The following is a 21,257-nucleotide window of genomic DNA, read 5'->3' on the forward strand; positions in this document are numbered from 1 at the left end:
GTCGTGCGGCTGCCAAGGCTGGCCTGTCGGGCCGGGGCGATCGCCCTAAACCCGGCAGCAAGACAGACAGCACCGATCCCGGCCGCCGCCGATCTCGCCCTGGCTCTACGGGTTCCCGTCGTTCTGCCCGTCGCCCCGCCAGCTAAGGTCAGGATCACAAGTAATTCAGCGGGTCAACGGGTTCACCGTTTTTGCGGACTTCAAAATGCAAGTGCGGCCCGGTCGAAAAGCCCGTAGAACCCACAGCGGCGATCGCCTCTCCTCGGCTGACTGCCTGCCCTTCAGACACATACACACGGCTGGCATGGGCATAGAGCGTGGTGATGCCGTTGCCATGATCGACAATCACCGATCGCCCGTAGCCACCATACCAGCCCGAATAAATCACCACGCCGTTGTTGGCAGCGCGAATCGGAGTGCCCGTCGGTGCGCCGAAGTCGATGCCCGCGTGAAAGCGGCGATAGCCCAGAATTGGATGGACGCGATAGCCAAAGCCACTGGTCAGCCGCCCATCGGCAGGAATGCTCATAATCCCGTTGCCGCGAATCACAATCCGGCTGCGCGACGCAGCGGCAAGGCGCTGGCGAATCAGGTTTGCCAGACTGGCGGAATCACGGGCCAACTGCTCCTCAGCTTCTTCCAGCGCTTGCTGATCCTGCTTGAGTCGGGTAATCAGCGTTTCCTGCGTGGCAGCCTGCTGCTGATATTCCGCCTTTTGAGACTGGAGTTCCTGAGTAATCAGGGCAATCTCGTTCTTCTGGCGCTCGACGGCGCGATGCCGGGCCACTAGCTCATCCGATTGCCGCTTGAGATCCACCAAAAACTGGTTGTCTGCCTGATAGACTCGCCGAAGCTGATAGCGCCGTTCTAGAAATTCGTTCAGGTTTTGACTTTGCAGCAGCACAGCCCAACCGCTGCTGTCCTTTTGTCGCTGCAAGAAGCGCAGCCGCGCCACAGTGGCAAACTGCTGCTGCTGATAACGTTCCTCTGCTTGGGCCAATTCTGCCTGAAGCTGAACCAGGCGCGTGTTGGCATCTTTTAGCTTCTTTTCATTCTGCTGAATTTGGGCTGTCGTCGTGTTGATCTTGTCTTCCAGCGAGTCGAGCTTTTGCTGAGCAGAGTTTTCCAGATTTTCTAGCTGGTTGCGCTGCTGGTTCAGGGTCGATCGCTTTTGCTCCACTTGCTGCCGCTGTTGCCGGAGTGTGTCTACGGAGGGCGATGCCTGAGCGAGGACTGTGGGCAGGGCGATCGCCCCCGATTGAACCGTCCCCGATTGAACCGTCCCCGATTGAACCGTCCCCGATTGAAGCACCGCAGATTGCGCCAAAACTCGCATTCCCGCACTTCCCAGCAGCAGCACCGACAGCAGCAGCGCTATCCCCGCAGAAGAGATGCCAGCGCGACGCTGCCAAAGGCGATTAAGACGATTCCAGACCCTCGATTGACCCACTGTAAGCTGTTGGTTTTAGAAAAGGATGCTCGAAACAGACTGACACCGCCGCTCAGCAGCAGCCACCACAGCGCCGACCCCAAAAACACACCCAGCACCATTACCGTAGCCGCCAGCGGGTCACCGCTAGAACTCGCCAGCCCCAGCCCAGCAAACACCGCCGCAAAGGACATGATAGTTGCTGGATTTGTCAGCGTTAACAAAATTGTCGAAAGATAGGCACCCCATAGCCCAGCGGCTCGAACTTTGCCATCGGTCGAAGCGGCCTCTGTGGCTGGCTGGGCGCGGAAGGTCTGCACCCCCAGGTAAATCAGAAACAGCCCGCCAATCAGACGAAACCACCCGGCTTGACCAATCAGGATAGCAGAGATCAGGGTCAATCCGTACGCGGCGATCGCACCATATATAGCGTCTGCTGTGGCCGCGCCCAAACCGGATAGCAATCCCGCCAGTTGCCCCTGAGCCAGGGTTCGCCGAATGCACAATACGCCGATTGGGCCGACCGGAGCGGCGATCGAAAACCCTATTAGTAGACCCCGGATAAAGAGAGAGGCGTTCATGAGGGGGAGGGGGGGGAGGGAAAAAACGAAAAACGAAAAACGAAAAGAGAAAGCGGGTATTGGTCAGGATTTCTTCGTTCTTCTGTCTTCGTTCTTCTGTCTTCGTTCTTCCGCCTTTCCTCCATCACTCCCCAACGGGCAGCACGCTCGTCTCTTTTACGGTAGACAGCACGATTGTGGTGCGGGTGCGGAGGATGCCGGGGAGGCTTTTGAGTTCATCACTGACGAGGCGTTCTAGGTCTTTGGTGTGCTGGCAGCGGACTTTCAGCCAGTAGTCGTCGTCTCCGGCAATGTGGTGGCATTCCTGCACTTCGGCAAGCTGGCGGACTTTTTCCAGGAAGGGGGCGCGGTGTTCGGGGCGCTCCAGCGTAACGGCAATGAAGGCAGTGAGGTGACAGCCTGCTGCCTCCGGATCAACTCGCGTGGTGTAGCCCAAAATCACGCCGCGTTCCTCTAGCCGCCGGACGCGATCGCCCGCCGCCGGGGCCGACAGTTGCAGCACCGTCGCCAGTTCGGCCCAGGTCATGCGGCCGTTCTGCATCAGGTGTCGAATCACTTTGGAATCGATGTCATCAAGACTCATAGAGTTAACATAGCAAGATATTTTGAGGTAAAAATCTTTTTTTATTAAGCAATCTGCGCTTTCAAATTTTGATGCCAGTATAAAATTTAATTGCTCGTCGCTCACATTTCCGCATTGTTTCCGCATCAGGGAACTTGTCAGCATTCAGCACTCGTCCTCTATAGCTGGAGACTCTTGCGCTCCAGGCCTGGGAGGTTGGGGGGCTAGCCTTCCAGGCAAAAAATTTTTACCCGCTAATCTACATAGGGCAAATCGCACAGGTCAATTTGCACAGAGCGATTTGCAGAGGGCAAATCGCACAGGACAATTTGCATAGGCTAAAGTCCACCGAGCCAGCAATCTACAGGCGGGCTTGTCGCTAGAATGAAGAGAACCAGCGCGATCGCCCCATTCAGCGGAGATTTGCGCGGAATATTGCTCTCTGCCTGTTGCCATGTCTGCCAAAACGCCGCTCATTGGTCTGCAATCCGCCCACTTTCGCCACCCGCTCGATTTGCAAGCAACTCAGGCATTGCAGCAGCTTCCGGGGCTGGACTTAGCGATTCGCGGGCTGATGGGGCCAGTAGCGGAGCAGTTTTTTCAGCTAGAGAACCTAGCATCGGGAATATTGGTGGGCGATCGCCAACTCCCCCAGCTTCACGGGCTATTGCTAGAGGCGTGCAAGATTCTCGACCTGGAGCCGCCGCAGCTATACGTGCGGCAGAACCCCACGCCCAATGCCTACACCTTTGCCATGCGCGGCAAGCAGCCGTTTGTGGTCCTCCACACCTCGCTGATTGACCTGCTAACCCCGGAAGAAATCCAGGCGGTGATTGCCCACGAACTGGGGCATTTGAAATGCGAACACAGCGTCTATCTGACGATGGCGAACATTGCAGTGCTGGCGGCAGGGCAACTGGGGCTGCCGCTGGGGCCGCTGGTGGCGCAGGGCTTGCAAGAGCGGCTGCTGGAATGGGTGCGCTGTGCCGAATTTACGTGCGATCGCGCCGCGTTATTGGTCGCGCAAGATGCTCGCGTGGTGGCCTCGGTGCTGATGAAGCTGACGGGCGGTTCCCCCACCCTCGCCAGCCAGCTTAACCTGGACGCATTTCTGGAACAGGCCCGCGCCTACGATGACCTCAGCCTCAGCGACATGGGCAAAATGCTGCGCGAAACCCAGACCGCCCAGCGCACCCATCCGGTTCCCGTGCTGCGGGCCCGAGAAATCGATCGCTGGGCCAGCAGCCAGGATTATGAAAAGCTGTTGCATCAGCGCCCAATCCCGTATAATGAAAAGGCCAAATCCCAGGGCGGGTGGCGAAACTGGTAGACGCACCACACTCAAAATGTGGCACCTTCGGGTATGCGAGTTCGATTCTCGCCCCGCCCATCTTAAAGACTCTGAAAGCGTCTGAAAAACAGTCTGACCAGCAGAGAGCCTGAAACGCTGAATGGCTGCTAGCCTGAGCGAAACTATGTGGCTCAGTTCATCGGTCTTGACTTGATCTAAACGATTCTCCCGACCCCATTCGATACACTGGAGGTCAGGAGATGAAGTTTCAGAGAGAATCCTCAGGTTAATTCATGGTTGATGCGCTGTCGTCTTCGCCAAGCCTGATCTCAGATGCCTGGGTGCCTGCGACTTGGGAGGTGTTTTTGGCAAGCTGCGATCGCCCAGAGGTTGAAAACGCCCAATGCTACTACGATGCGGGCTGGATGAGGATCGAAACGATGCCAACGGGATCGGCACAGGGTCAAGACAATTCGATTCTGGCGGCAGTCATTACGCTATATGGCACCCTGCGTGACCTTGCCTATACTGCTTTAATCAACACCAGCTTCCGGCAACCGGGAGAGCGGGAGTGTCAGCCAGACTTGGCGTATTACATTGGTACAGATGCTGCCCGCCCACCCAAAAATAATCAGCCCGTGGATGTAACCATTTGGGGTGCGCCGACCCTAGCGATTGAAATTTCCTCCAGCACGCTCAGCGATGACTTGGGGCAGAAGCGGCTGCTGTATGAGCGGCTGGGTGTGCGGGAATATTGGGTGGTGAATGTGGAAGCAGCCGCAATCATCGCGTTTGAAATTGTGAGTGGTGGAAGTCGCCAGATCCAAGTTTCAACTGTGCTGCCAGACCTATCGCTGGCGATCGTGGAGGAGGCACTACGCCTTAGCCAAACGGAAGATCACGGTGCAGTGAATCGCTGGCTGTTGCACCAGTTTCAAGCCTTGAAGCGCTGACATTCAATGCTGACATTCAATTTATAGGAACTTGCCATGACCCAGGCCAGAGCCACGTTTGCCAGCTTTGAGGAATACCTCACCTACAGCGATGCAGCGCCGCTGGAGGGTCGCTATGAGTTAATCGATGGGGAGCTAATCGAGTTGCCGCCAGAAGCTAGGATCAACAGCACAATTGCCGTGCGAATTTTGCTGGCGCTGGTCGCGGCGGGTGTTTCGGTTGATCTTGTCCACCCTGGCAATTGTGAGATTCAGGTTCCCGTTTTGCAGCCCCGGGACTCGGCTAATCGCTATCCCGACCTGGTGGTACTGCGTCCCGAACATCTGGAGCTAACGCAACGACGGCTGACGATTACGCTGGAAATGCCCCCACCGCGCCTAGTAGTGGAAGTCCTCAGCCCTGGCAAAACAAACCGCGATCGCGATGATGTGCGAAAGCGGGCCCAGTATGCAGCAGTCGGCATTCCCGAATATTGGCTAATTGACCCGATCGCGCAGACGGTGACGGTGCTGTCGCTGGAAGGAGCCGCCTATCGAGAAGTCGGCACCTTTGGCACAGGTGAGGCGATCGCCTCCGTTGAGTTTCCTGACCTGGCGATCGCCGTAGATCGGCTCTGGGACGAGGGTTAGGGGGATTCACCCCTGATTTACCCAAGGTACTTGCATCAAGGTTTATTAACTTATTGGCATCAGACCAGCGCTGGCAGCTGTAATTTGTAAAAATGAATACAGAAATTTTTCTGTTTTTTCTCGCTTCGGCGCGGGAAGAGCGTTTCTGTATTGATTTTTTCTGCACTGATTTTTCATTAAGCCGGAGTCTGAAACTATGTCCCTTTACCCGACCGACACGGCGCGGCTGACGCTAGACCTAGAGCGGGCGATCGCCCAGGGTTGGAACCCAGTCTGTCGCATCACCTACAACCGGGATACGTGGGTCAATCTGCTGCAACCACTCAGTGCCTACAGCTTCAATGAAGCCAAGCTGCTGTGCCAGGAGGCTTCTGGGAGTTGGGTGGCGTGGGTGCCGGATTATGGTGAGGTCGTATTAGACCGGAGCGATTTCTACTGCTAGGGCGATCGCCGCTGAATCTGGTTTGAATCTGAATGCTTGAACCAGAGCCGTAGACCGTTACGAATACCAACGATGAACACCGACTCTGTGGACCCTGTAGTGGACCCTGTAATTGACTGGGAAGAGCTATTCGAGTATCTGCCCGGAACAATGGTAGAACTCAAGGAAAAACCTGGCGTTTTGTATCAGATTGAATCCTACGAAGCGCTGATGGTTCCCCCGATTTGGCTGGTGGGCGATCCGCGACCCCGCTATCCCAGCGATCTGCACATCGTCTTGCGGCGAGAGGTTCAGGTCTATGAACTGGAGCCTCAGTCGGCGCTGGGCTAGATTTGCGCTGCCACGGCACATCGTCAATTTACTTTTTATTATCTTTTATTACTTTATTCTATTACTCTATTCATTTTATTCATTGCCTCGTTGCGTTGTGCCTGCGTTTTCCAGAAGGCGGGCAACCTGGGGCTAGCCCATCTGGTTCGCTTTTTCTGGGGCCGATTTCAACCCTAAACTTCGACCAGTTCTGGTGCAGCGCTGGGCCGGTCGCCCCAATCATACTCAGACAATCGGGCGATCGCCCAGTCTAGCAGTTCTAGCCCTTGCTCCAGATTTTCGATGACGGCCAGCTTGCCGCGCAGCACCGCCGCATCGGGAAACCCCTTGGCATACCAGGTCATGTGCTTGCGGGCCTGACGAATGCCGCGATCGCCCTTATAATCCCACAGCATTTCCAAATGGTCGCGGGCACACTGCATTCGCTCCACCGGATTCGGCGGCCGACGCACCTCGCCCGTTTTCAGGAAATGATCCACCTCACCCACCAAAAACGGATAGCCCAGCGTGCCGCGTGAACACATCACGCCGTCTGCGCCCGTCTCCTCCAGGCAGCGCACCGCCGCCTCCACCGAAAAAATATCCCCATTGGCAATCACCGGAATCGACAGCGCCGATTTCACCTTGCCGATCCACTCCCAGCGGGCGGGGCCGTTGTAGCCTTGGGCGCGAGTGCGGCCGTGCAGCGTCAACATTTGTGCGCCCGCATCTTCCATCCGACGGGCAAATTCCACCGCGTTGATTTCCTGGTCGCTCCAGCCGATGCGCGTCTTCACGGTCACGGGCACGTTCACCGCCTGCACCACAGACCGCACAATTTCGCCCGCCAACTCCGGCTGCCGCAGCAGGGAGGAGCCGCCGCCATTTTTGGTGATTTTATTCACCGGACAGCCCATATTGATATCTACGGTGTCTGCGCCCTCATCGACGGCTTTTTGCGCGGCCTCAGCCAAAAAGTCGGGGCGACAGTCAAAAAGCTGAATGCTAATCGGGCGTTCGCTGGGGTCTACTTCCATGATTTTGGGAAGCTGCTTGACGTAGTGCAGCCCCGTCGCGTTCACCATTTCGGTGTACATCATGGAGTCGGGCGCATATCGCCGCACCAGCCGCCGAAACACCAGATCGGTCACGCCCGACAGCGGCGACTGCAACACGCGACTATTCACCTCAAAATTGCCGATCTTGAGCGGCGAGGCGAGGCGTTGCTGGAGTTCTGACGATAGCGTAATCATGGGCGGTTGACGAACGACTGAGAGGGCACTTTACCCAACGACGGGCGATCACCCGACTTTTCCCATTATGGCAGGTGAATTGCGCCAACACGCCCTCACTCCGGCTGCTGCAACACCCGAATCACATAGGGAAAGTACCCGTTATTGCGGTGAGAGCCGATCCAGATTTCGTAGCGACCGGGGAGCCACTGTCCGGCGATGCCAGGGTTGAGGCTCAGGTAATTATCGTTGCACCAGCTTCCGCCCGGCCCTTTGACGACGAGGGTCGTGTCTTCGGCGCTTTGCACCTGGAGGCTGAGAAACTCAAAGGGAGCCGTGAGCGTCAGAATGTGGTCGGGCTGGGTGTCTACAAAGCCGAGGCAGGGCCCTGTGGCGGTTTCGGGGCGGCCGGCCACGTCGCTGGCTGGAAGGGGGCCGCCGCTGATGCCGCGAATCGTTTTGGGGCTGGGGTCTGCGCCGGGGGTGAGGGTGAGGTTTTCAAAAATCGTGCTGCCGCCAAATGGAGTGGGCGATCGCCGCTGGGTGCTGCGGGGAAACTGGGATGCGGGGCTGGAGGGCGCTGGCACGGACTGCACAGGTGCTTCAGGCCGTACCCCAGGGCTGGGTGAAGCTGCGGGGGGTTCGACGGACGCGGGTTCACCCGGCTCTGGCTCCTCCGTCGGAAACGGCACCGCAGGCTGCAACGGGTCGGACGGGGTGGGCTGAGCCTGGGCGATCGCCCCAGTAGCAGATCCCAAAGCGGCGATCGCCAGCGGCACAGCCGTCCAGAACAAAACCCGACGCAACGTTGCAGAATGAGGCATGGCAATTTGAGCGTTGAACAGCAAAGAGTCCAGGGGATTACGGGGTGGAGCGCAGGCCAGGCGCAGGTCAGGCAGCAGACTGGGCGATCGCCAGGGCTTGGTTCAGGCGGGCTTTGTCGATTTGCCGCTGATGCAGCAGCAGCCAGGATTGCACCAGGTCTGGCCCTTGCAGGTCGCCCGTCAGCGCCGCCCGCAGCGATTTCATCACCACGCCCTTTTTCACGCCCGCCGCCTGCACGCCCTGCTGAATCACGTCCTGCACGGTGTCTGGTGTAATCGCGGTCGTGTCTAGCGCCGTCAGGATACCCTGAAGCGCCGTGCCCACGCTGGGCTGCTGAAGCTGCTGCGTGGCTGCGTCGGTAAAGCCCACATCGGGCACGAACAGGTAGCGGGTCATCTCCACTGCGTCGTTCAACTTCACCAGGCTGGGGCCGACGAGGGCGGCGACTTGTTCTAGCCAGGGGCGATCGCCCGTCGCGTCAAACTCGTAGCCCGCCGCTTGCCACAGGGGAATCAGCAGGTCGGTCAGTTCATCGAGGGGCTTGTGATGCAGGTATTGGCTATTGACCCAGTTGAGCTTGTCCCAGTCAAACTTGGCTCCGGCCTTGTTGACTCGATCAAAGCTAAATTGTTTCGCCGCTTCTTCCAGGGTGAAAATCTCCGACATGCCCTCCGGCGGCGACCAGCCCAGCAGCGTCATGTAGTTGGCGATCGCCTCCGGGGTATAGCCCATCTCGCGAAAGTCGGAAATCGACGTAACCCCGTCTCGCTTCGACAGCTTTGCGCCCGCCTGGTTCAGGATCAGCGGCGTATGCCCAAATTCTGGCACGGACGCGCCCAGCGCTTCGTACAGCAGGATTTGCTTGGGCGTGTTGCCGATGTGGTCTTCGCCGCGAATGACGTGGCTAATGCCCATGTCGATGTCGTCCACCACTACAACGAAGTTGTAGAGCGGTGCGCCGATTTCCCCCGCCGCCGATGCGCGGGCAATCACCATATCGCCGCCCAAGTCGCGCCCCTTCCAGGTGACCATCCCGCGCACTAGATCAGTCCAGGAAATTTCCCGGCCGTCGTCGATTTTGAAGCGGATGACGGGCTGGCGACCTTCGGCGATGAAGGCAGCTTCCTGCTCTGGCGTTAGATCCCGATGGCGATTATCGTATCGCGGCGCTTCGTTGCGGGACTTTTGGGCTTCGCGCATCGCGTCCAGTTCTGCGGGCGTGTCGTAGGCGCGATAGGCCAGCCCCTTGTCCAGCAATTCCTGAATTTTTTGGCGGTATAGCTCGGCGCGCTGGGTTTGAAAGACGGGCCCCTCGTCCCAATTCAGCCCCAGCCATTTCAGCCCGTCGAGGATGTTGTCGGTAAACTCAGAGCGCGATCGCTCTAGGTCAGTATCTTCAATCCGCAGCACAAACTGGCCGCCATTGTGACGGGCAAAGAGCCAGTTAAACACGGCAGTACGAGCGGTGCCGATGTGGAGCTTTCCGGTAGGACTGGGCGCAATGCGAACTCGAACGGACATGTTTTGGGAGTGGGGTTTTGGGAATGGGTTGGAAGTAGGGGTTGGACGAGCAACAGGGTAAGGGCACTAGCCTCAGCAGCACCCAGCGACACTCAACAACCAACCTTAAAGATTCTAGCGATTCATGGAACCTTAGTATTAGCAGGAGTTGTGTCCATCTCACTTTTCAGGTGCTTCTCAAGATTTCTTGAACCTGTGTGAGAAAGCGCTCCGCGCAGGCGATCGCCGCTTGAGCCTCTGATGTATCAATCGTTGTCTTTGCCGCTTCCAATGACGAGTCAGCACGACCTAAATTTGCCTGAACTTCTCCAGAATGGTTCACAACACAAGGCCTTCCCGCAAAATGTTGCGGTAGAAGTGACTCACGCCTTGCTCAAACTCGGTTGCGTCGGCTGGCTTTGCAGAAATCCAGTATGGCGCTTCTAGCTGAAGCGGATAGAGCAAGCCCACAATGGCGCGCAGCTCTTGAAAGTAGTTGATGGGTGGAGCCAGCAATATCAGCAGATCAATATCACTAGTTGGGGTCAACTCATTTCTAACGGCAGAGCCGAAGACAATCAGAGACTTTAGCCTTTTGCCATAATGCTGGCTCAGCAGGTGTTGACACTTGATCAGCGTCGCTTGTAAATCTGCACATGGGTTCGCGCCTTGACCTGAACCCTTGTCTGCACTTGGGGTTGCTTGATTGGACAGCGTAGCACTTGCCCACACTGCCTCCCAAACACTACTTGCTCAAATCAAATACCTGCTCAAGTCAAAACCCTAAAACGGGACCGACGGGGCTCGAACCCGCAACTTCCGCCGTGACAGGGCGGTGCTCTAACCGATTGAACTACGGTCCCTTGCGCTTTGTGCGCCCTTTGAAAGACGCAATCTCTATTGTGTAGGTCTGGGAGCCTTTTGTCAAATGTTTTGAGAAACTTTTGGATATTTTTTGGAGAACAGGCTGAGGCTTGTTCCTAAGGCCCTTGATCCGCCTGAATTTCCTGCACTTTTTCGGTGATGAATGCCGCCAGCCAATCTTTGACGCGGTGGGTGGCGCGGCAGTCGTCTTCGTTATAGCGCAAAATCGATTCGAGAAACGCGCGATCGCCCGTTTGCAGCCATTGTGCATACCAGAAGATGGACTGTGCGCCGTTGGCTTCTGCATCGCGCCAGTTGAACCCCAGCCAGCGGGCGATCGCCTTCAGCGCGTAGCTCTCGACGGGCAGCAGCGCCACCTGCGTCACCCAGTCGTGCAAATCCACAAATCGGGTCAGCAAATCCTCCACAACCTCTGGGGCAGGGCCAAACAATTCTCCCAAACGGCGCACCGTCTGCACCTCGTAGGGGCAAAAATGAAAAATCGGCGCGTCAGGATAGCGCTGAAACAGTTCCATCAACTGGTTCCAGGCGAGACGCTCGTCCTCTGGGGTTTCCGCCAGCAGCGCGTAGAAGGTGTTGTGCCCCTGGCCCCGATCCACCACCAGCACGCCATGCAGATACACCACGTTTTGCTCTGGCGCGGACTCAATATCGAAATACAGTTCGACCTCCGCAGTGGGCAGGCGGCGATGAGTGACCAGTTCCAGCAGCGCCCCATGAGACAGCGACGGATTCAGCAGCGCCTCCTGATTCAGCGTTGCTTGGGCCTGATGCACCAGCTTGTGCGCCACGGCCGGCCCAAAGCCAGGAAGCATTTCCAACTCCCGGACGGGCGTGGCCGCTAGCGCCTCCAGCGTGGTGATTTGCATTTGCTTGAGATAAACATAGCGGCTGGGCGTAACGCCGGGGAGCAGGGAAAGGTGGCGATCGCCCGTTGCCAGCCCATAGCAGAAGCTATACCAGTGGCAGAGGTCGCAGCGGTTGTGGGCAATAAACACCTCTGGTTCCCGCTGGGCAATCAGCATCTCAGCACAGGCGTAGAGAATTTCCTCCATGCGCGGCACGAGATCCACCAAATCCACTGCATAGGGACCACGCTGCCGCAGCATCAGCCAGCTCGTGTCGCACCACGCACCCTGCACCGCCGCCAGCACGTAGGCATGAAACGCCGCCATCACCTGATAATCCAGCTTAGGGCGTTTGCCCAGGCGGATATCCGTCGGCACATACATCCAGTCGCCAAAAACCGACTCGCCCGGATGCCGCACCAGCAGATCAGGGCAACTCACCAGCATCACGCCATCGCGGTATTCCGTCAGCAGCACGCCGCGAGAAATCCGCTCTACCCCCTGCTGCATCAGCGTCAGCGTGGTCTCCGCGCCCGCCGCCCAGTTTGACCGGGGATAATCTGCTTCGTGAATCACCGCATCCTGCAAAATTTCGCGGCGGTGGGCCAGGCTGTCTTGCCGCAGCTTCAGTAGATAGTCACTGGGCGCATCGCAATATTCCAGGTCGCCATAGCGGTCGAGGTAGGCGCGGCGATGGCAGCGCTGAAAGCTAAACAGCAGTTCATCCGTAAGCCAGATCGTATGCGGACTGAGATTATGCAGACTGAGATTATGCAGACTGAGAGCCGCGTGAAGTGCAGCGGGTTCTCCCTGCTCTGGCAATATCAACTGCCTGCGATAGGGCCCTGACGGGCGATCGCCCGCATGTTGCCCCGCGTATTGTTCCGTGTGTGACTCGGCGCATTGCCCGGTGCATTGCCCAGTTTGTTGCCCCGGATATTGCCCCGAATAGTGTTTGGTATAGGTCTCCGCAGACGGTCGAAAACTCGCGTCAGATTTAACACTTTCAGGCATCGAAACTAGCGAGGCAGAGTATTCGCTCTCCGCCTCTGATCGTTCAAATCCCGGCGGATTAGCGGACACACTCCTCCAGGCTGAGCAAGCAAACCAGCGGTCGCTGCTTCAGCCTTGTGGAAAACTGGGAGTGGGGCGATCGACTCGATAGCATCATGCAGGATGGCCTGAGGGCAAGGCGCGACGAGCGCAAAAACAAAAGCTCCGATAGCAGACAGAAGATTCACCCAAACTGAAAAAAATCTCTAAAAAAACTCCGCCGCAGTCCGGCAGCTCTGAGAAGTTTTTCCTATCTTTCATGACTCTACCCTGATCTGGAAAAATCTGCATCAAAAATCCGCATCGCGTTTGCCAGCAACCCTTAGGCCGCAGCCAGAAGCGAATCACTGCACCCCTCTTCACCACTCTTCAGCACGATAGAACCGATCCGACCAATCGCCCACCTGCGCTCGAATAAACGCAATTTCTTCAGCCGAAAGCTTTTCCTTCCAGGTGTAGGCATTGGCTTTGCTGTTGCGCTTGAGGGCAAACAGCGACGGCTCCACCGAGGGATTTTTTTCGTTGCTATAGTCTGTGATTTTGCGCTGCACGGTGTCGCTAAAATCCAGCCCCAATTGCTCAAAGATTTGCTGAAAGCCCGCCAGCGGCTCTAGCGACAGGTCTTCGTGCCGCACGAACTGCCAGTGGGGAAACTGCTCCCGGTAGGTGGCGATGCGATAGTGAATCAGCTTCCACAGCAGCGCCGCGTGTTCCAGAATCGACCGCCCGTGCCCGCCACCGGGTACTTCGTCTCCGGCGACGAATTCCTCAATTTCGGCGGCAAAGGGATGCAGATGATCCCGCATCAGCAGTGGCTGGTCGAGAAAATGGCGGAAGTTGTGGAACCAGCCCGCTTTTTTCAGGCTGTAGGCAAAGGCAGCGGGATGGCGAATCATCACCACCACGTCCATGTTGAAGCGGGTTGCCAGCCAGTCGGCAGAGAAGAGGGCGATCGGGTCTTTCAGCAGGGGACGACGGCCCGCCGCACGGCTTTTGGCAAAAAACGCGCGATCGCCCCGCACTTTGCGGCGATATTCTGCATCATTCACCAGCTTCCAACTGGGAATCAGGTTGTATTGCAGCCGCACCGTTTTCTCAAAAAACCGCCGATATTGAGCCTCGTTGTCGGCGCAGATGTATTGAAACCAATAGTTCCACTGTGCGCCGCAAAAGCCCAGGTTGTGATCTAGGTGAAACGGCTCGTGAATATAGGCGACTTGGGGCGATGCGCCGATCATCCGCCCTACCCAGGTCGAGCCAGAGCGATGGGAACCCGTCACCAGAATTGGTTTTGGCAAGACTTTGCCCATAGCGCTATGCACTGGCGGTACGGGCTATTGCTCGATGGCAGAACGACCCTGCCGCCCCAGCCGCACAATGACAAAGTGCCCAAAGTAAATCAGATAAATCACCAGCCCGACAATGCCCAAAAAGCCCAGGAAAGGCGGGCGATAGTTGGCATGGAGGACATCTTTGTAAATCAGCGGGGCCTCGCGCCACACCTGGCAGAAAGACGTTGGATAGCTTGCGTCCGAAAAGGCACATTGCAAAAAGGGAATCGTGGCGATCGCCCCCAACGTGCTGTAGATCGTCAGCGCCCAGCGCCAGGCACTAAACACAAACTTAAGCGGGTTAGAGCGCTGGTCGTCAATTTCCTCATTCAGGTCAACCCAGAACCACAGCCCAAGGGGAATCAAAATCCGCGCCAAAAACGATGCCAGAAAGCCGATCTTCAAATCGCCAATTAGGAGATAAACCGTAATCGCCAGCAGGCTGGAAACGCGCCAGTAAATAATCAGCAGCCGCTGCATGGCTTCAGCCTGCTTTACCGTTGCCCAGATCAGCAAAATTAGCGGCAGCAGCACTGCAAACAGCACCGCCAAACGATAGTCCATCCAAACTAGAGAGCGCAGAAGATCGGGAGACATGAGTCCAAGGGTGGAAATGATTGGAAATGAGTTGCAACGTACAGAGGGACTGGGGTCAAACCCTGTTTTAGCCGAAGAACCTCTAAGAGGATGTTTGAAAAGTCCTACTGTTTGTAGCAAAGCGTGCAAGCTCCCCCCAAATCCCCCTTAAAAAGAGGGACTTTAAGGCGGTTTCCCCCTTTTTAAGGGGGGCTAGGGGGGATCTTTGAGTGCCTAACATTACAGGCGATACCTTTTCAAACATCCTCTAAGCCTTATCCAGTGTAAGACCTTATGCAAGACCTTACCGGCCTTGTCCCGCAGATTTCTGCCGTGGCTCACGGCACGTCGGCACGAATCGTGGGCAAGAATCGTATTGCTGATGCAAAAGGTTGGTCTGACGACTGCTAAGAGACGGCTGCTAAATTGTAACCAGACTTGTGTAACCAGACTTATAGCTGAATCTAGGGCGTGCTTTAAAACCCTTTGATACCCCCCCAGTACATCACGGGCGGAGTTGCCGCAACTGCCTACGGAGAACCCAGAACCACTCAAGACTCAGACGTAGTGTTGAATTTGAACCCGGATTTGAATCCCGCAGATTTGACACAACTGATTTCAGCGTTGGAAGCAGCAGGTTTTTATGTGCCAGGAGTGGAAGAAGTCCTAGCCGGACAATCGCGCACGTTGCAGATTATCCATCAGGAAATCATCCTCCAGGCTGATCTAGTGCTATCTGGCACGGAGGCGTTTGATATGGAAAAGTTTCGGCGGCGGCGGCGACTGTCGATTCCCAATCGGGGCGACTTTTACTTTGCGTCTCCAGAAGATTTGATTTTGAGCAAGCTGCAATGGCCGCAATCTAGCCAGTCAGAAAAGCAGTGGCGAGACATTTTAGGAATCTTGAAAACCCAGACGGATCAGCTTGACATCGCCTACTTGCAACATTGGTCTGCCCAATTGGGGGTTGCGGCTGATCTAGAACAAGCGCTTCAGGAATCGGGTTTGATTTGGGGATAAGACACACGCAGTTGGGGAATTTCTCACGGGCGTAGTCCGCAAGAAATCGCCCAAAACCCAGAAAACTTAATCGCAAGTGCGTAAGTCCTAAGGGATCGGGGTGTAGAGACGAGGGTTAGGACAGACGACAGCAGCATTACTTGTATTCGATCAGGGCGTTGCGGCGGCCCAGCAGGCGATTGGCGTGAAATTGCAGCACGCCTGCCAGCCCAGGAAATTTGCCCAATACGCAGGATGCAGCATAGGGCAGCGCGTCGGAGGCCTTGTAGCCCTGCTGCTTGAAATAGCGGTAGATGCGGTAGGCCATGAGTGGATAGCCCAGCAGCAGCAGCAGGCTGAGGCCCTTAGTTAACGGTGCAAGGGCGATCGCCCCCAGGGGAATTCCCAATCCCCACAGCCAGATGCTCCGCGTTTCCTTGACCCAGTGCCGTTCGGGCGGGGCCCCGTGTAGCCAAGAGCCTTCGGCGTAGGCGTGGCCAGCCCGCTTGGTGCGCTTCCACCACTGAGCAAAGCGCGTCATATTGGCATCGTGTAGCGTCATCTCGGCATCCAAGCGGAAGATTTTCCAGCCCTGCTGCCGCAGCCGCACGCAGAGTTCTGGCTCCTCTCCCGCAATCAGCGCAGGGTTATAGCCCCTCACCTGCTGCACCGCCGCCACCCGCATCAGCGCATCGCCGCCGCAGGCCTTGGCCTCGCCCACGGGCGTATTCCACTCCATGTCGCAGAGGCGGTTGTACAGCGTGGCATCCGGGAAGCGCTCCCGCCGCCGCCCGCAGACCACTGCCCAGTCGGGATGGTCGCGCAGGGCTTGGGTGGCCTGCTCTATCCAGCCAGAGACAATTTCGCAGTCGCCATCGACAAACTGCACAAACTCCGCCTGGGGCAGCAGTTCCAGCAGTCGAGCAAATCCGGCATTGCGGGCGCGGGCGGCGGTGAAGGGAATCGACAGATCCAGCGCGACCACCTCCGCACCGAGCGATCGCGCTAGTTCCACGCTCCCGTCTGTGGAGCCAGAATCGACGTAGACCACCTGCGCTGCCCGACCCACCACCGACGAGAGACATTGCCGCAGGCGATCGCCCTCGTTCCGCCCAATTGCAACAACTCCCACGCTGTCCATCGAGTTGCCCTCTGAGTTGCCCTCTGTTGATCTATTCGTGCCCTTTCGGTGCCCTCTAGCGCCCTTGCAGCGCTCCTTTAGTGCCCTCTTAGAACCCTTGTAGTGCCCCTTACATTAAGCAAGCGCTGCTGTACAGACACTTCCATCGCTAGATTACCCAGTTTCTAGGGCAACCCCGCAATGAGATAACGCTTCAAGACAACTCAATCCCTTGCCAAGTCCTAGAGCGGCGGGTTATTGCGATGCCCCAGCACTTGCGACTTTAGCTCGTTGAAATCGTTGACCAGTTCCTTCCGATTTGAGGCCCGCAGCAAATAGCGATAGACAAACCACGCCGTATAGCCCAGCCCAATCAGCTCAAAGGTAGGAGCCAGCAGGGGAATATCGTTGACCGACCGCAGAATCGCCAGCACCAGCCGCACCGCAATCAGCGCTGCCAGCAGCAGACCAATGGTGACAAAGGGGCTTTTGTATTGCCCAAAAAACTCAGATAGGTATTTGGGCAGGTCAGCAACGAATTCTGTTGCTTTGTCCACGTACTCACGCCACTCTTCGCCCGTGTTTTCCTCGGAGCCGAAGGAAGTCAGCTTTCCAGTGTCCTCGGCGTTGATAAAGTCAGGGGTGTTAATTTCGTTTTTGACTTCAGGTTCCATAACCGTTCCTTATTACAACAACAATCGGGTGACAGCAATCTGAGGTTTTGCGATCTGAGTTTTCGCAATTGGATACTGTTGAACCGTGTTCAGACCGGACAGCGCTTGCCAAAATGATAGTCTAACGAACTGCTGTCCTCTGGCAACAACGATTTGTAACTCCTCTTGTAGCTCCTCTTGTCAGTACTCCTATAACCACTCGTATAACTGCTCCTGCACCTCTCGCCCTGCAATCTCCGTCTAGAACGACAGAAACCTTGCAGGAAAAGACATTTAGATTTTTTCAAAAAAAATCTTATCTTTAGATTCCATTTGACACTAAAGCAGACCTTGAGAAAATGCAAGACTACCCTCCTGTCTTGTCGAACAACCTGAGTCTTGCAGGACAAGCGCAAGAGAGGAAGGGCAGTTGGCAATCAGGCGATCAAAGAGTTGACAAATCTTTAGTTGACAAATCTTTAACTTGGGACGGCGACTCCCATGCTTCCTTATGCTCTCGTTCTCAGGCTTCTCCGTATTTGGGGTAGTCTCCCTCGCTGCATTTCAGACAGACACGCGATAAGCTGAGGGCGTTTGGTGTGGGTGTGTTTGGGTTGCATTTTGGTAGGCAGGCTGACGATGGACATTCAGCATATTCACTTCTATGTAGGCCATGCAGGGGAATGGCGCGAGTGGTTGATCGAGCGGTTGGGCTTTTTGCCTGTGGCGACGGCCCGCAGCCGCGAAACCTGGACAGAAATCGTGCGCTGTGGGGGGGTGTGGATAGCGGTATCCTCAGCCCGAACCCGCAGTAGCCCAGTGGCGCGTTATCTCGATCAGCACCCGCCCGGAGTCGCGGACTTGGCGTTTGGGGTGAGCAATGTGGCGGCGGTCATGACCCAGGCGATCGCCGCTGGGGCAACTGTCTTGCAGCCCGTCACAGAAGAAGACCTGCTCAACGGCACTCTGCGCTGGGGGGCGATCGCCGGATGGCAAGACTTGCACCACACGCTGCTGGAATGGTCGGGGCAGGCTGCCGTGCCGATTTGGGCGACGCTGCCAAATTTAGAAACACTGGACTTTTGGGAGCCAGGAGCCACATCCCCCCACTGCGCTGGCTTTTTTGAACAGATTGATCATGCGGTGCTGAATGTGGCAGCGGGCGACCTGGAGCCAGCCACCGTCTGGTATGAACAGATCTTGGGGCTGCGGCGACAGCAGGGCTTCACCATTCAGACCGAGCGTTCGGGCCTGTGCAGTCGCGTGCTGGGGCATCCGGGCGGCACGGTGCAACTGCCGATCAATGAACCCGCCTCGCCCAACTCTCAAATTCAAGAATTTCTCGATATCAACCAGGGTGCAGGGATTCAGCATGTTGCGCTGCGGACGCGGGATGCCCTGGGGACGATCGCCCATCTGCGGCAGCGTGGGGTGGAGTTTCTCGATGTGCCGCCAGAATACTACACCCAACTGCGGCAGCGTGAGGGCTTTTCGCTGTCGGAGGAGGCCTGGCGGGCGATCGCCCAGCAGCAAATCCTGGTTGATTGGGCCGCCCACGAACCCAACGCCATGCTGCTCCAGGCGTTTACCCAGCCCATCTTTCCGCAGCCGACCTTTTTCCTGGAGGTGATCGAACGTCGCGCCTACTGGGCCGGTCAACAGCAGCGCCTCCCTGACGGCTTTGGCGAGGGCAATTTTCAAGCCCTGTTTCGCGCAATGGAGCGAGAGCAGCAGAAGCGGGGGAGTCTGGGGTAAAGAGAGGCATCCCTCTGCATGGCTGTTGCGGCCCCCAACCCTGCTGCCCTTGCTGCCCCAGTTACACAGGCGTTGCCGAGGAATGCCGCCGTTCCTGTCGCATCAGCAGATAGCCCACCACCAGCCAGAAAATCAGCAGTCCAGCCGTTAGCAGCAACACAGGAACCAGTCCCCAGCTATTCACCAGGGCCGGAGCCGCAGCGGTAAATAGGCCGCCGCCCACGATGGGTTCAAAGAACAACTGCTTGTAGGCGAAGCTTTCAAATGCGCCGGTGCTGTTGTCGGGGTCTACCATTCGCAGAAGCAAAATGCCCGTTGCGGTCACGCCCATCGACTGGCCCATGTCGCCGATGCCCTTTTCAAACCAATGTTGCGAAAACAGGCGCGGAGCCAGCCACAGGAAGATGAGTACGTTCCATAAAATGCCCAGGATGCTGAGCGTCAGAAACACACCCAGGTTGCCGCCGATTACCCGCAGCGAGATGGAGGCGATCGCCGCAATCACGACCACATCCAGCGCCACGCCCGCAATATTCTGAATCATCGGGCGAATGACCAGCGCCCCCAGCCCCAGCCGATTCAGAATGGATTGAGTGATAATGCCGCCCACCAGCGCCAGCGGAAACAGCGGCACAAACGGCATCACCACAAAGCCCGTCTGTCCCCAAGTGACGGACTCAATCCACTTCATCGCCTCTAGCAAGAGCCAGCCAAGGGCGATCGCCATGCCGACGATGCCAAAGTTGATCGACAGCGGATCGACCAGCAGATTTCGCAGCAGCCGCGCCCGCTGCTGGCGCAGTTCCGGTGTTTCGGCCACCACGTTCAAGTCGGGAATTTCCTCTGGTTCAATCGCGTTGCGGTTGATCGAAGCGACGTAGCCCTTGCGCCGTCCCCAGTCGGCCAGCGCCGTCCCCAGCACAATACCCGACACAATGCCCACCGTCGCCAGACCAATCGCCAAATCTGCGCCATCGGCATATCCCAGATTGTTCAGCGTTTCTGCCATACCACCCGCCGTGCCGTGGCCGCCCTCAAAGGCGATTTCGATCAAGCAGGAGGCAATCGGGTTTGCCCCAAACACCGGCCCCAAAATCAGCAGCGTGGCCAAAATGCCGACGACATATTGCCCCCAGGCGAGGGTCTGCCCAAACACCACCTGAGGCGCGGCTTTGCGCCAGATGTCGCGCGGCGGCGGAATCGTCTCACCGAGAAATAGCGCAGCAAAGACGATGTTGATAAACACACCGGGAGCCTGCGACCAGACGGTGCGGACATTTTCGGAAAACAGACCGCCCGCCAGCAGCGACTCTTCGCCGCCAATGGCCGTGGCGATCGCCCCCAATACCTGCGGCCCCAGCAGCAGCGCCAGCACCCCTGCAATGATCGACGCAGGCAAATAAAGCCGTTGAAAAAAGCGAATTTTATGCTTCAAATAGCGCCCCGCCAGCAGCAATATCGCCAGCAGCACAAAGGCAAATAAGACCGTTCGTAAATTAAACACGATTTCTCCCAGCCCTTACGGCAGATGACCAACCCGCCCGTCAACCCATTTGCAGCGCTGCAAGTTTTTGGAGACGGGCGGATGACAACTTGATTGCTATATAGCCTTTTATTAAGGCAGCAAGCCGTAACTCAGGGCACAGGTTTGATAGGAAGTGTTACAGAGGACGGAGAACCAGCGTGAGGCAGATTTTGGATTTTGGATTGGCAAGTTTGGATTGGCAAGTTTGGATTACCGGGCAAACTGCTGCGGGGATTCTCGCAATGTTTGGGAACCCTGGAGCCTGAAGCAGCGCCAGCCCCTAGAAATTCCGCGTCACCCACTGCTGAAATTCCGGGTCTGTCCCAAAGATCAGACTGGGGCACTGGGTCGCCCGCACGCTGCGGTGGGTGATGATATTGGCCTTGGGAATCCCGTAGGCATCCAGCAAAAACCGGATCAGCGTGATGCTGGCCTTTTCCTGGGCGGGCGTGAAGCCCTTCTGGGCGGGCGTGGCCTCGTGTTCAACGCCGATAGAGCGATCGTTCACATCCTTATTGCCCGCATGAAAGGCGCAGTAGTCATCCTGCACCATCTGAATAATTTCGCCAGAGCGGTCGATGATGTAGTGCGCCGACACCTGCGAGGTCGAGCTTTGGAACGTGTTGATGGCGCTCTGCACCGGAGCCACCGTGTTGTGAAACACAATGGTATTAATTTTGAACCCTTCACGGCGAGCGCGATAGTTGGACGGGTGCGCCGGGATAAACGTCACCTGGGGTTTGGGCATTCCGCCAGAG

The 21,257-nt window shown here is 57.0% G+C and carries 21 protein-coding genes and 2 tRNA genes; 8 read left to right on the forward strand and 15 right to left on the reverse strand.

Annotated features, from left to right (window positions below):
- Positions 1-154: 154 nt before the first annotated feature.
- The 3 genes from IGS51_RS06460 to IGS51_RS06470 all read right to left on the reverse strand — a co-directional run bounded on the left by IGS51_RS06460 (position 155) and on the right by IGS51_RS06470 (position 2,593).
- Positions 155-1,450: a murein hydrolase activator EnvC gene (locus IGS51_RS06460; RefSeq protein ID WP_297077302.1), complete on the reverse strand. Its 1,296-nt coding sequence runs from the start codon at positions 1,448-1,450 to the stop codon at positions 155-157.
- Positions 1,375-2,010 (reverse strand): LysE family transporter, encoded by a 636-nt coding sequence (locus tag IGS51_RS06465; RefSeq protein ID WP_297077303.1) that lies wholly within the window; start codon positions 2,008-2,010, stop codon positions 1,375-1,377. Before IGS51_RS06465 ends, IGS51_RS06460 begins: the two co-directional genes overlap by 76 nt.
- Before the next feature lie 124 nt (positions 2,011-2,134).
- Positions 2,135-2,593: an Lrp/AsnC family transcriptional regulator gene (locus IGS51_RS06470; protein WP_297077305.1), complete on the reverse strand. Its 459-nt coding sequence runs from the start codon at positions 2,591-2,593 to the stop codon at positions 2,135-2,137.
- 433 nt (positions 2,594-3,026) lie between these two features.
- Between IGS51_RS06470 and IGS51_RS06475 the strand changes: the two genes are divergently transcribed.
- The 6 genes from IGS51_RS06475 (at position 3,027) to IGS51_RS06500 (ending at position 6,218) form a co-directional block, all read left to right on the forward strand.
- A complete protein-coding gene (locus tag IGS51_RS06475) occupies positions 3,027-3,902 on the forward strand; it encodes a M48 family metallopeptidase (RefSeq protein WP_297077307.1) in 876 nt (291 codons plus the stop codon).
- A tRNA-Leu gene (locus IGS51_RS06480) sits at positions 3,881-3,962 on the forward strand. Before IGS51_RS06475 ends, IGS51_RS06480 begins: the two co-directional genes overlap by 22 nt.
- Before the next feature lie 194 nt (positions 3,963-4,156).
- Positions 4,157-4,816, forward strand: coding sequence for a Uma2 family endonuclease (locus IGS51_RS06485; RefSeq protein WP_297077309.1), 660 nt, complete (start codon positions 4,157-4,159; stop codon positions 4,814-4,816).
- Between the two features lie 36 nt (positions 4,817-4,852).
- Entirely contained in the window at positions 4,853-5,446 is a 594-nt protein-coding gene (locus tag IGS51_RS06490; RefSeq protein WP_297077312.1) for a Uma2 family endonuclease, read from the forward strand.
- Positions 5,447-5,642: 196 nt separating this feature from the next.
- A complete protein-coding gene (locus IGS51_RS06495) occupies positions 5,643-5,888 on the forward strand; it encodes a hypothetical protein (protein WP_172355649.1) in 246 nt (81 codons plus the stop codon).
- Between the two features lie 72 nt (positions 5,889-5,960).
- Entirely contained in the window at positions 5,961-6,218 is a 258-nt protein-coding gene (locus tag IGS51_RS06500) for a hypothetical protein (RefSeq protein WP_367279279.1), read from the forward strand.
- A 173-nt stretch (positions 6,219-6,391) separates the two neighbouring features.
- On the opposite strand, the gene dusB is transcribed toward IGS51_RS06500, so the two are convergent.
- The 8 genes from dusB to IGS51_RS06540 all read right to left on the reverse strand — a co-directional run bounded on the left by dusB (position 6,392) and on the right by IGS51_RS06540 (position 14,468).
- Complete coding sequence (gene dusB, locus IGS51_RS06505) at positions 6,392-7,450, reverse strand: tRNA dihydrouridine synthase DusB (RefSeq protein ID WP_297077317.1); 1,059 nt, start codon at positions 7,448-7,450, stop codon at positions 6,392-6,394.
- A gap of 95 nt (positions 7,451-7,545) precedes the next feature.
- Positions 7,546-8,253, reverse strand: coding sequence for a hypothetical protein (locus IGS51_RS06510; RefSeq protein ID WP_297077319.1), 708 nt, complete (start codon positions 8,251-8,253; stop codon positions 7,546-7,548).
- A gap of 67 nt (positions 8,254-8,320) precedes the next feature.
- Positions 8,321-9,775, reverse strand: coding sequence for a glutamate--tRNA ligase (gltX, locus tag IGS51_RS06515; protein WP_297077321.1), 1,455 nt, complete (start codon positions 9,773-9,775; stop codon positions 8,321-8,323).
- A gap of 318 nt (positions 9,776-10,093) precedes the next feature.
- Positions 10,094-10,486 (reverse strand): nucleotidyltransferase family protein, encoded by a 393-nt coding sequence (locus IGS51_RS06520; RefSeq protein WP_297077323.1) that lies wholly within the window; start codon positions 10,484-10,486, stop codon positions 10,094-10,096.
- Between the two features lie 57 nt (positions 10,487-10,543).
- Positions 10,544-10,617: transfer RNA gene (locus IGS51_RS06525), tRNA-Asp, on the reverse strand.
- 117 nt (positions 10,618-10,734) lie between these two features.
- The gene (locus tag IGS51_RS06530; RefSeq protein WP_297077325.1) at positions 10,735-12,501 is read right to left on the reverse strand and encodes a TM0106 family RecB-like putative nuclease; all 1,767 of its coding nucleotides are present in this window, start codon (positions 12,499-12,501) and stop codon (positions 10,735-10,737) included.
- A gap of 398 nt (positions 12,502-12,899) precedes the next feature.
- Positions 12,900-13,838, reverse strand: coding sequence for a sulfotransferase (locus IGS51_RS06535; RefSeq protein ID WP_297077328.1), 939 nt, complete (start codon positions 13,836-13,838; stop codon positions 12,900-12,902).
- Positions 13,839-13,874: 36 nt separating this feature from the next.
- Complete coding sequence (locus IGS51_RS06540) at positions 13,875-14,468, reverse strand: DUF3177 family protein (RefSeq protein ID WP_297077330.1); 594 nt, start codon at positions 14,466-14,468, stop codon at positions 13,875-13,877.
- Positions 14,469-14,933: 465 nt separating this feature from the next.
- Here IGS51_RS06540 and IGS51_RS06545 point away from each other — a divergent pair, with 465 nt between their 5' ends.
- The gene (locus IGS51_RS06545; RefSeq protein ID WP_297077332.1) at positions 14,934-15,467 is read left to right on the forward strand and encodes a hypothetical protein; all 534 of its coding nucleotides are present in this window, start codon (positions 14,934-14,936) and stop codon (positions 15,465-15,467) included.
- 136 nt (positions 15,468-15,603) lie between these two features.
- On the opposite strand, the gene IGS51_RS06550 is transcribed toward IGS51_RS06545, so the two are convergent.
- Positions 15,604-16,587: a glycosyltransferase gene (locus IGS51_RS06550; protein WP_297077334.1), complete on the reverse strand. Its 984-nt coding sequence runs from the start codon at positions 16,585-16,587 to the stop codon at positions 15,604-15,606.
- Positions 16,588-16,808: 221 nt separating this feature from the next.
- Positions 16,809-17,240: a CAAD domain-containing protein gene (locus IGS51_RS06555; RefSeq protein ID WP_297077336.1), complete on the reverse strand. Its 432-nt coding sequence runs from the start codon at positions 17,238-17,240 to the stop codon at positions 16,809-16,811.
- A gap of 618 nt (positions 17,241-17,858) precedes the next feature.
- Here IGS51_RS06555 and hppD point away from each other — a divergent pair.
- On the forward strand, positions 17,859-18,974 hold the full coding sequence (gene hppD, locus IGS51_RS06560) for a 4-hydroxyphenylpyruvate dioxygenase (protein ID WP_297077338.1): 1,116 nt from the start codon (positions 17,859-17,861) through the stop codon (positions 18,972-18,974).
- Between the two features lie 61 nt (positions 18,975-19,035).
- Here hppD and IGS51_RS06565 read toward each other — a convergent pair whose 3' ends face one another.
- A complete protein-coding gene (locus IGS51_RS06565; protein WP_297077340.1) occupies positions 19,036-20,478 on the reverse strand; it encodes a sodium/glutamate symporter in 1,443 nt (480 codons plus the stop codon).
- Between the two features lie 301 nt (positions 20,479-20,779).
- On the reverse strand, positions 20,780-21,257 hold a 478-nt coding region (locus tag IGS51_RS06570), incomplete at its 5' end, for an N-acetylmuramoyl-L-alanine amidase (RefSeq protein WP_297077342.1).

Source organism: Thermoleptolyngbya sp. M55_K2018_002, from assembly GCF_015295965.1.
GTDB lineage: Bacteria > Cyanobacteriota > Cyanobacteriia > Elainellales > Elainellaceae > Thermoleptolyngbya > Thermoleptolyngbya sichuanensis.

What these genes read in the sequence shown, in the direction of transcription:
- IGS51_RS06465 (WP_297077303.1), bottom strand. Translation starts at nt 2,010, where the DNA reads ATGAACGCCTCTCTCTTTATCCGGGGTCTACTAATAGGGTTTTCGATC.
- IGS51_RS06470 (WP_297077305.1), bottom strand. Translation starts at nt 2,593, where the DNA reads ATGAGTCTTGATGACATCGATTCCAAAGTGATTCGACACCTGATGCAG.
- IGS51_RS06475 (WP_297077307.1), top strand. Translation starts at nt 3,027, where the DNA reads ATGTCTGCCAAAACGCCGCTCATTGGTCTGCAATCCGCCCACTTTCGC.
- IGS51_RS06485 (WP_297077309.1), top strand. Translation starts at nt 4,157, where the DNA reads ATGGTTGATGCGCTGTCGTCTTCGCCAAGCCTGATCTCAGATGCCTGG.
- IGS51_RS06490 (WP_297077312.1), top strand. Translation starts at nt 4,853, where the DNA reads ATGACCCAGGCCAGAGCCACGTTTGCCAGCTTTGAGGAATACCTCACC.
- IGS51_RS06495 (WP_172355649.1), top strand. Translation starts at nt 5,643, where the DNA reads ATGTCCCTTTACCCGACCGACACGGCGCGGCTGACGCTAGACCTAGAG.
- IGS51_RS06500 (WP_367279279.1), top strand. Translation starts at nt 5,961, where the DNA reads ATGAACACCGACTCTGTGGACCCTGTAGTGGACCCTGTAATTGACTGG.
- dusB (WP_297077317.1), bottom strand. Translation starts at nt 7,450, where the DNA reads ATGATTACGCTATCGTCAGAACTCCAGCAACGCCTCGCCTCGCCGCTC.
- IGS51_RS06510 (WP_297077319.1), bottom strand. Translation starts at nt 8,253, where the DNA reads ATGCCTCATTCTGCAACGTTGCGTCGGGTTTTGTTCTGGACGGCTGTG.
- gltX (WP_297077321.1), bottom strand. Translation starts at nt 9,775, where the DNA reads ATGTCCGTTCGAGTTCGCATTGCGCCCAGTCCTACCGGAAAGCTCCAC.
- IGS51_RS06530 (WP_297077325.1), bottom strand. Translation starts at nt 12,501, where the DNA reads ATGCCTGAAAGTGTTAAATCTGACGCGAGTTTTCGACCGTCTGCGGAG.
- IGS51_RS06540 (WP_297077330.1), bottom strand. Translation starts at nt 14,468, where the DNA reads ATGTCTCCCGATCTTCTGCGCTCTCTAGTTTGGATGGACTATCGTTTG.
- IGS51_RS06550 (WP_297077334.1), bottom strand. Translation starts at nt 16,587, where the DNA reads ATGGACAGCGTGGGAGTTGTTGCAATTGGGCGGAACGAGGGCGATCGC.
- IGS51_RS06555 (WP_297077336.1), bottom strand. Translation starts at nt 17,240, where the DNA reads ATGGAACCTGAAGTCAAAAACGAAATTAACACCCCTGACTTTATCAAC.
- hppD (WP_297077338.1), top strand. Translation starts at nt 17,859, where the DNA reads ATGGACATTCAGCATATTCACTTCTATGTAGGCCATGCAGGGGAATGG.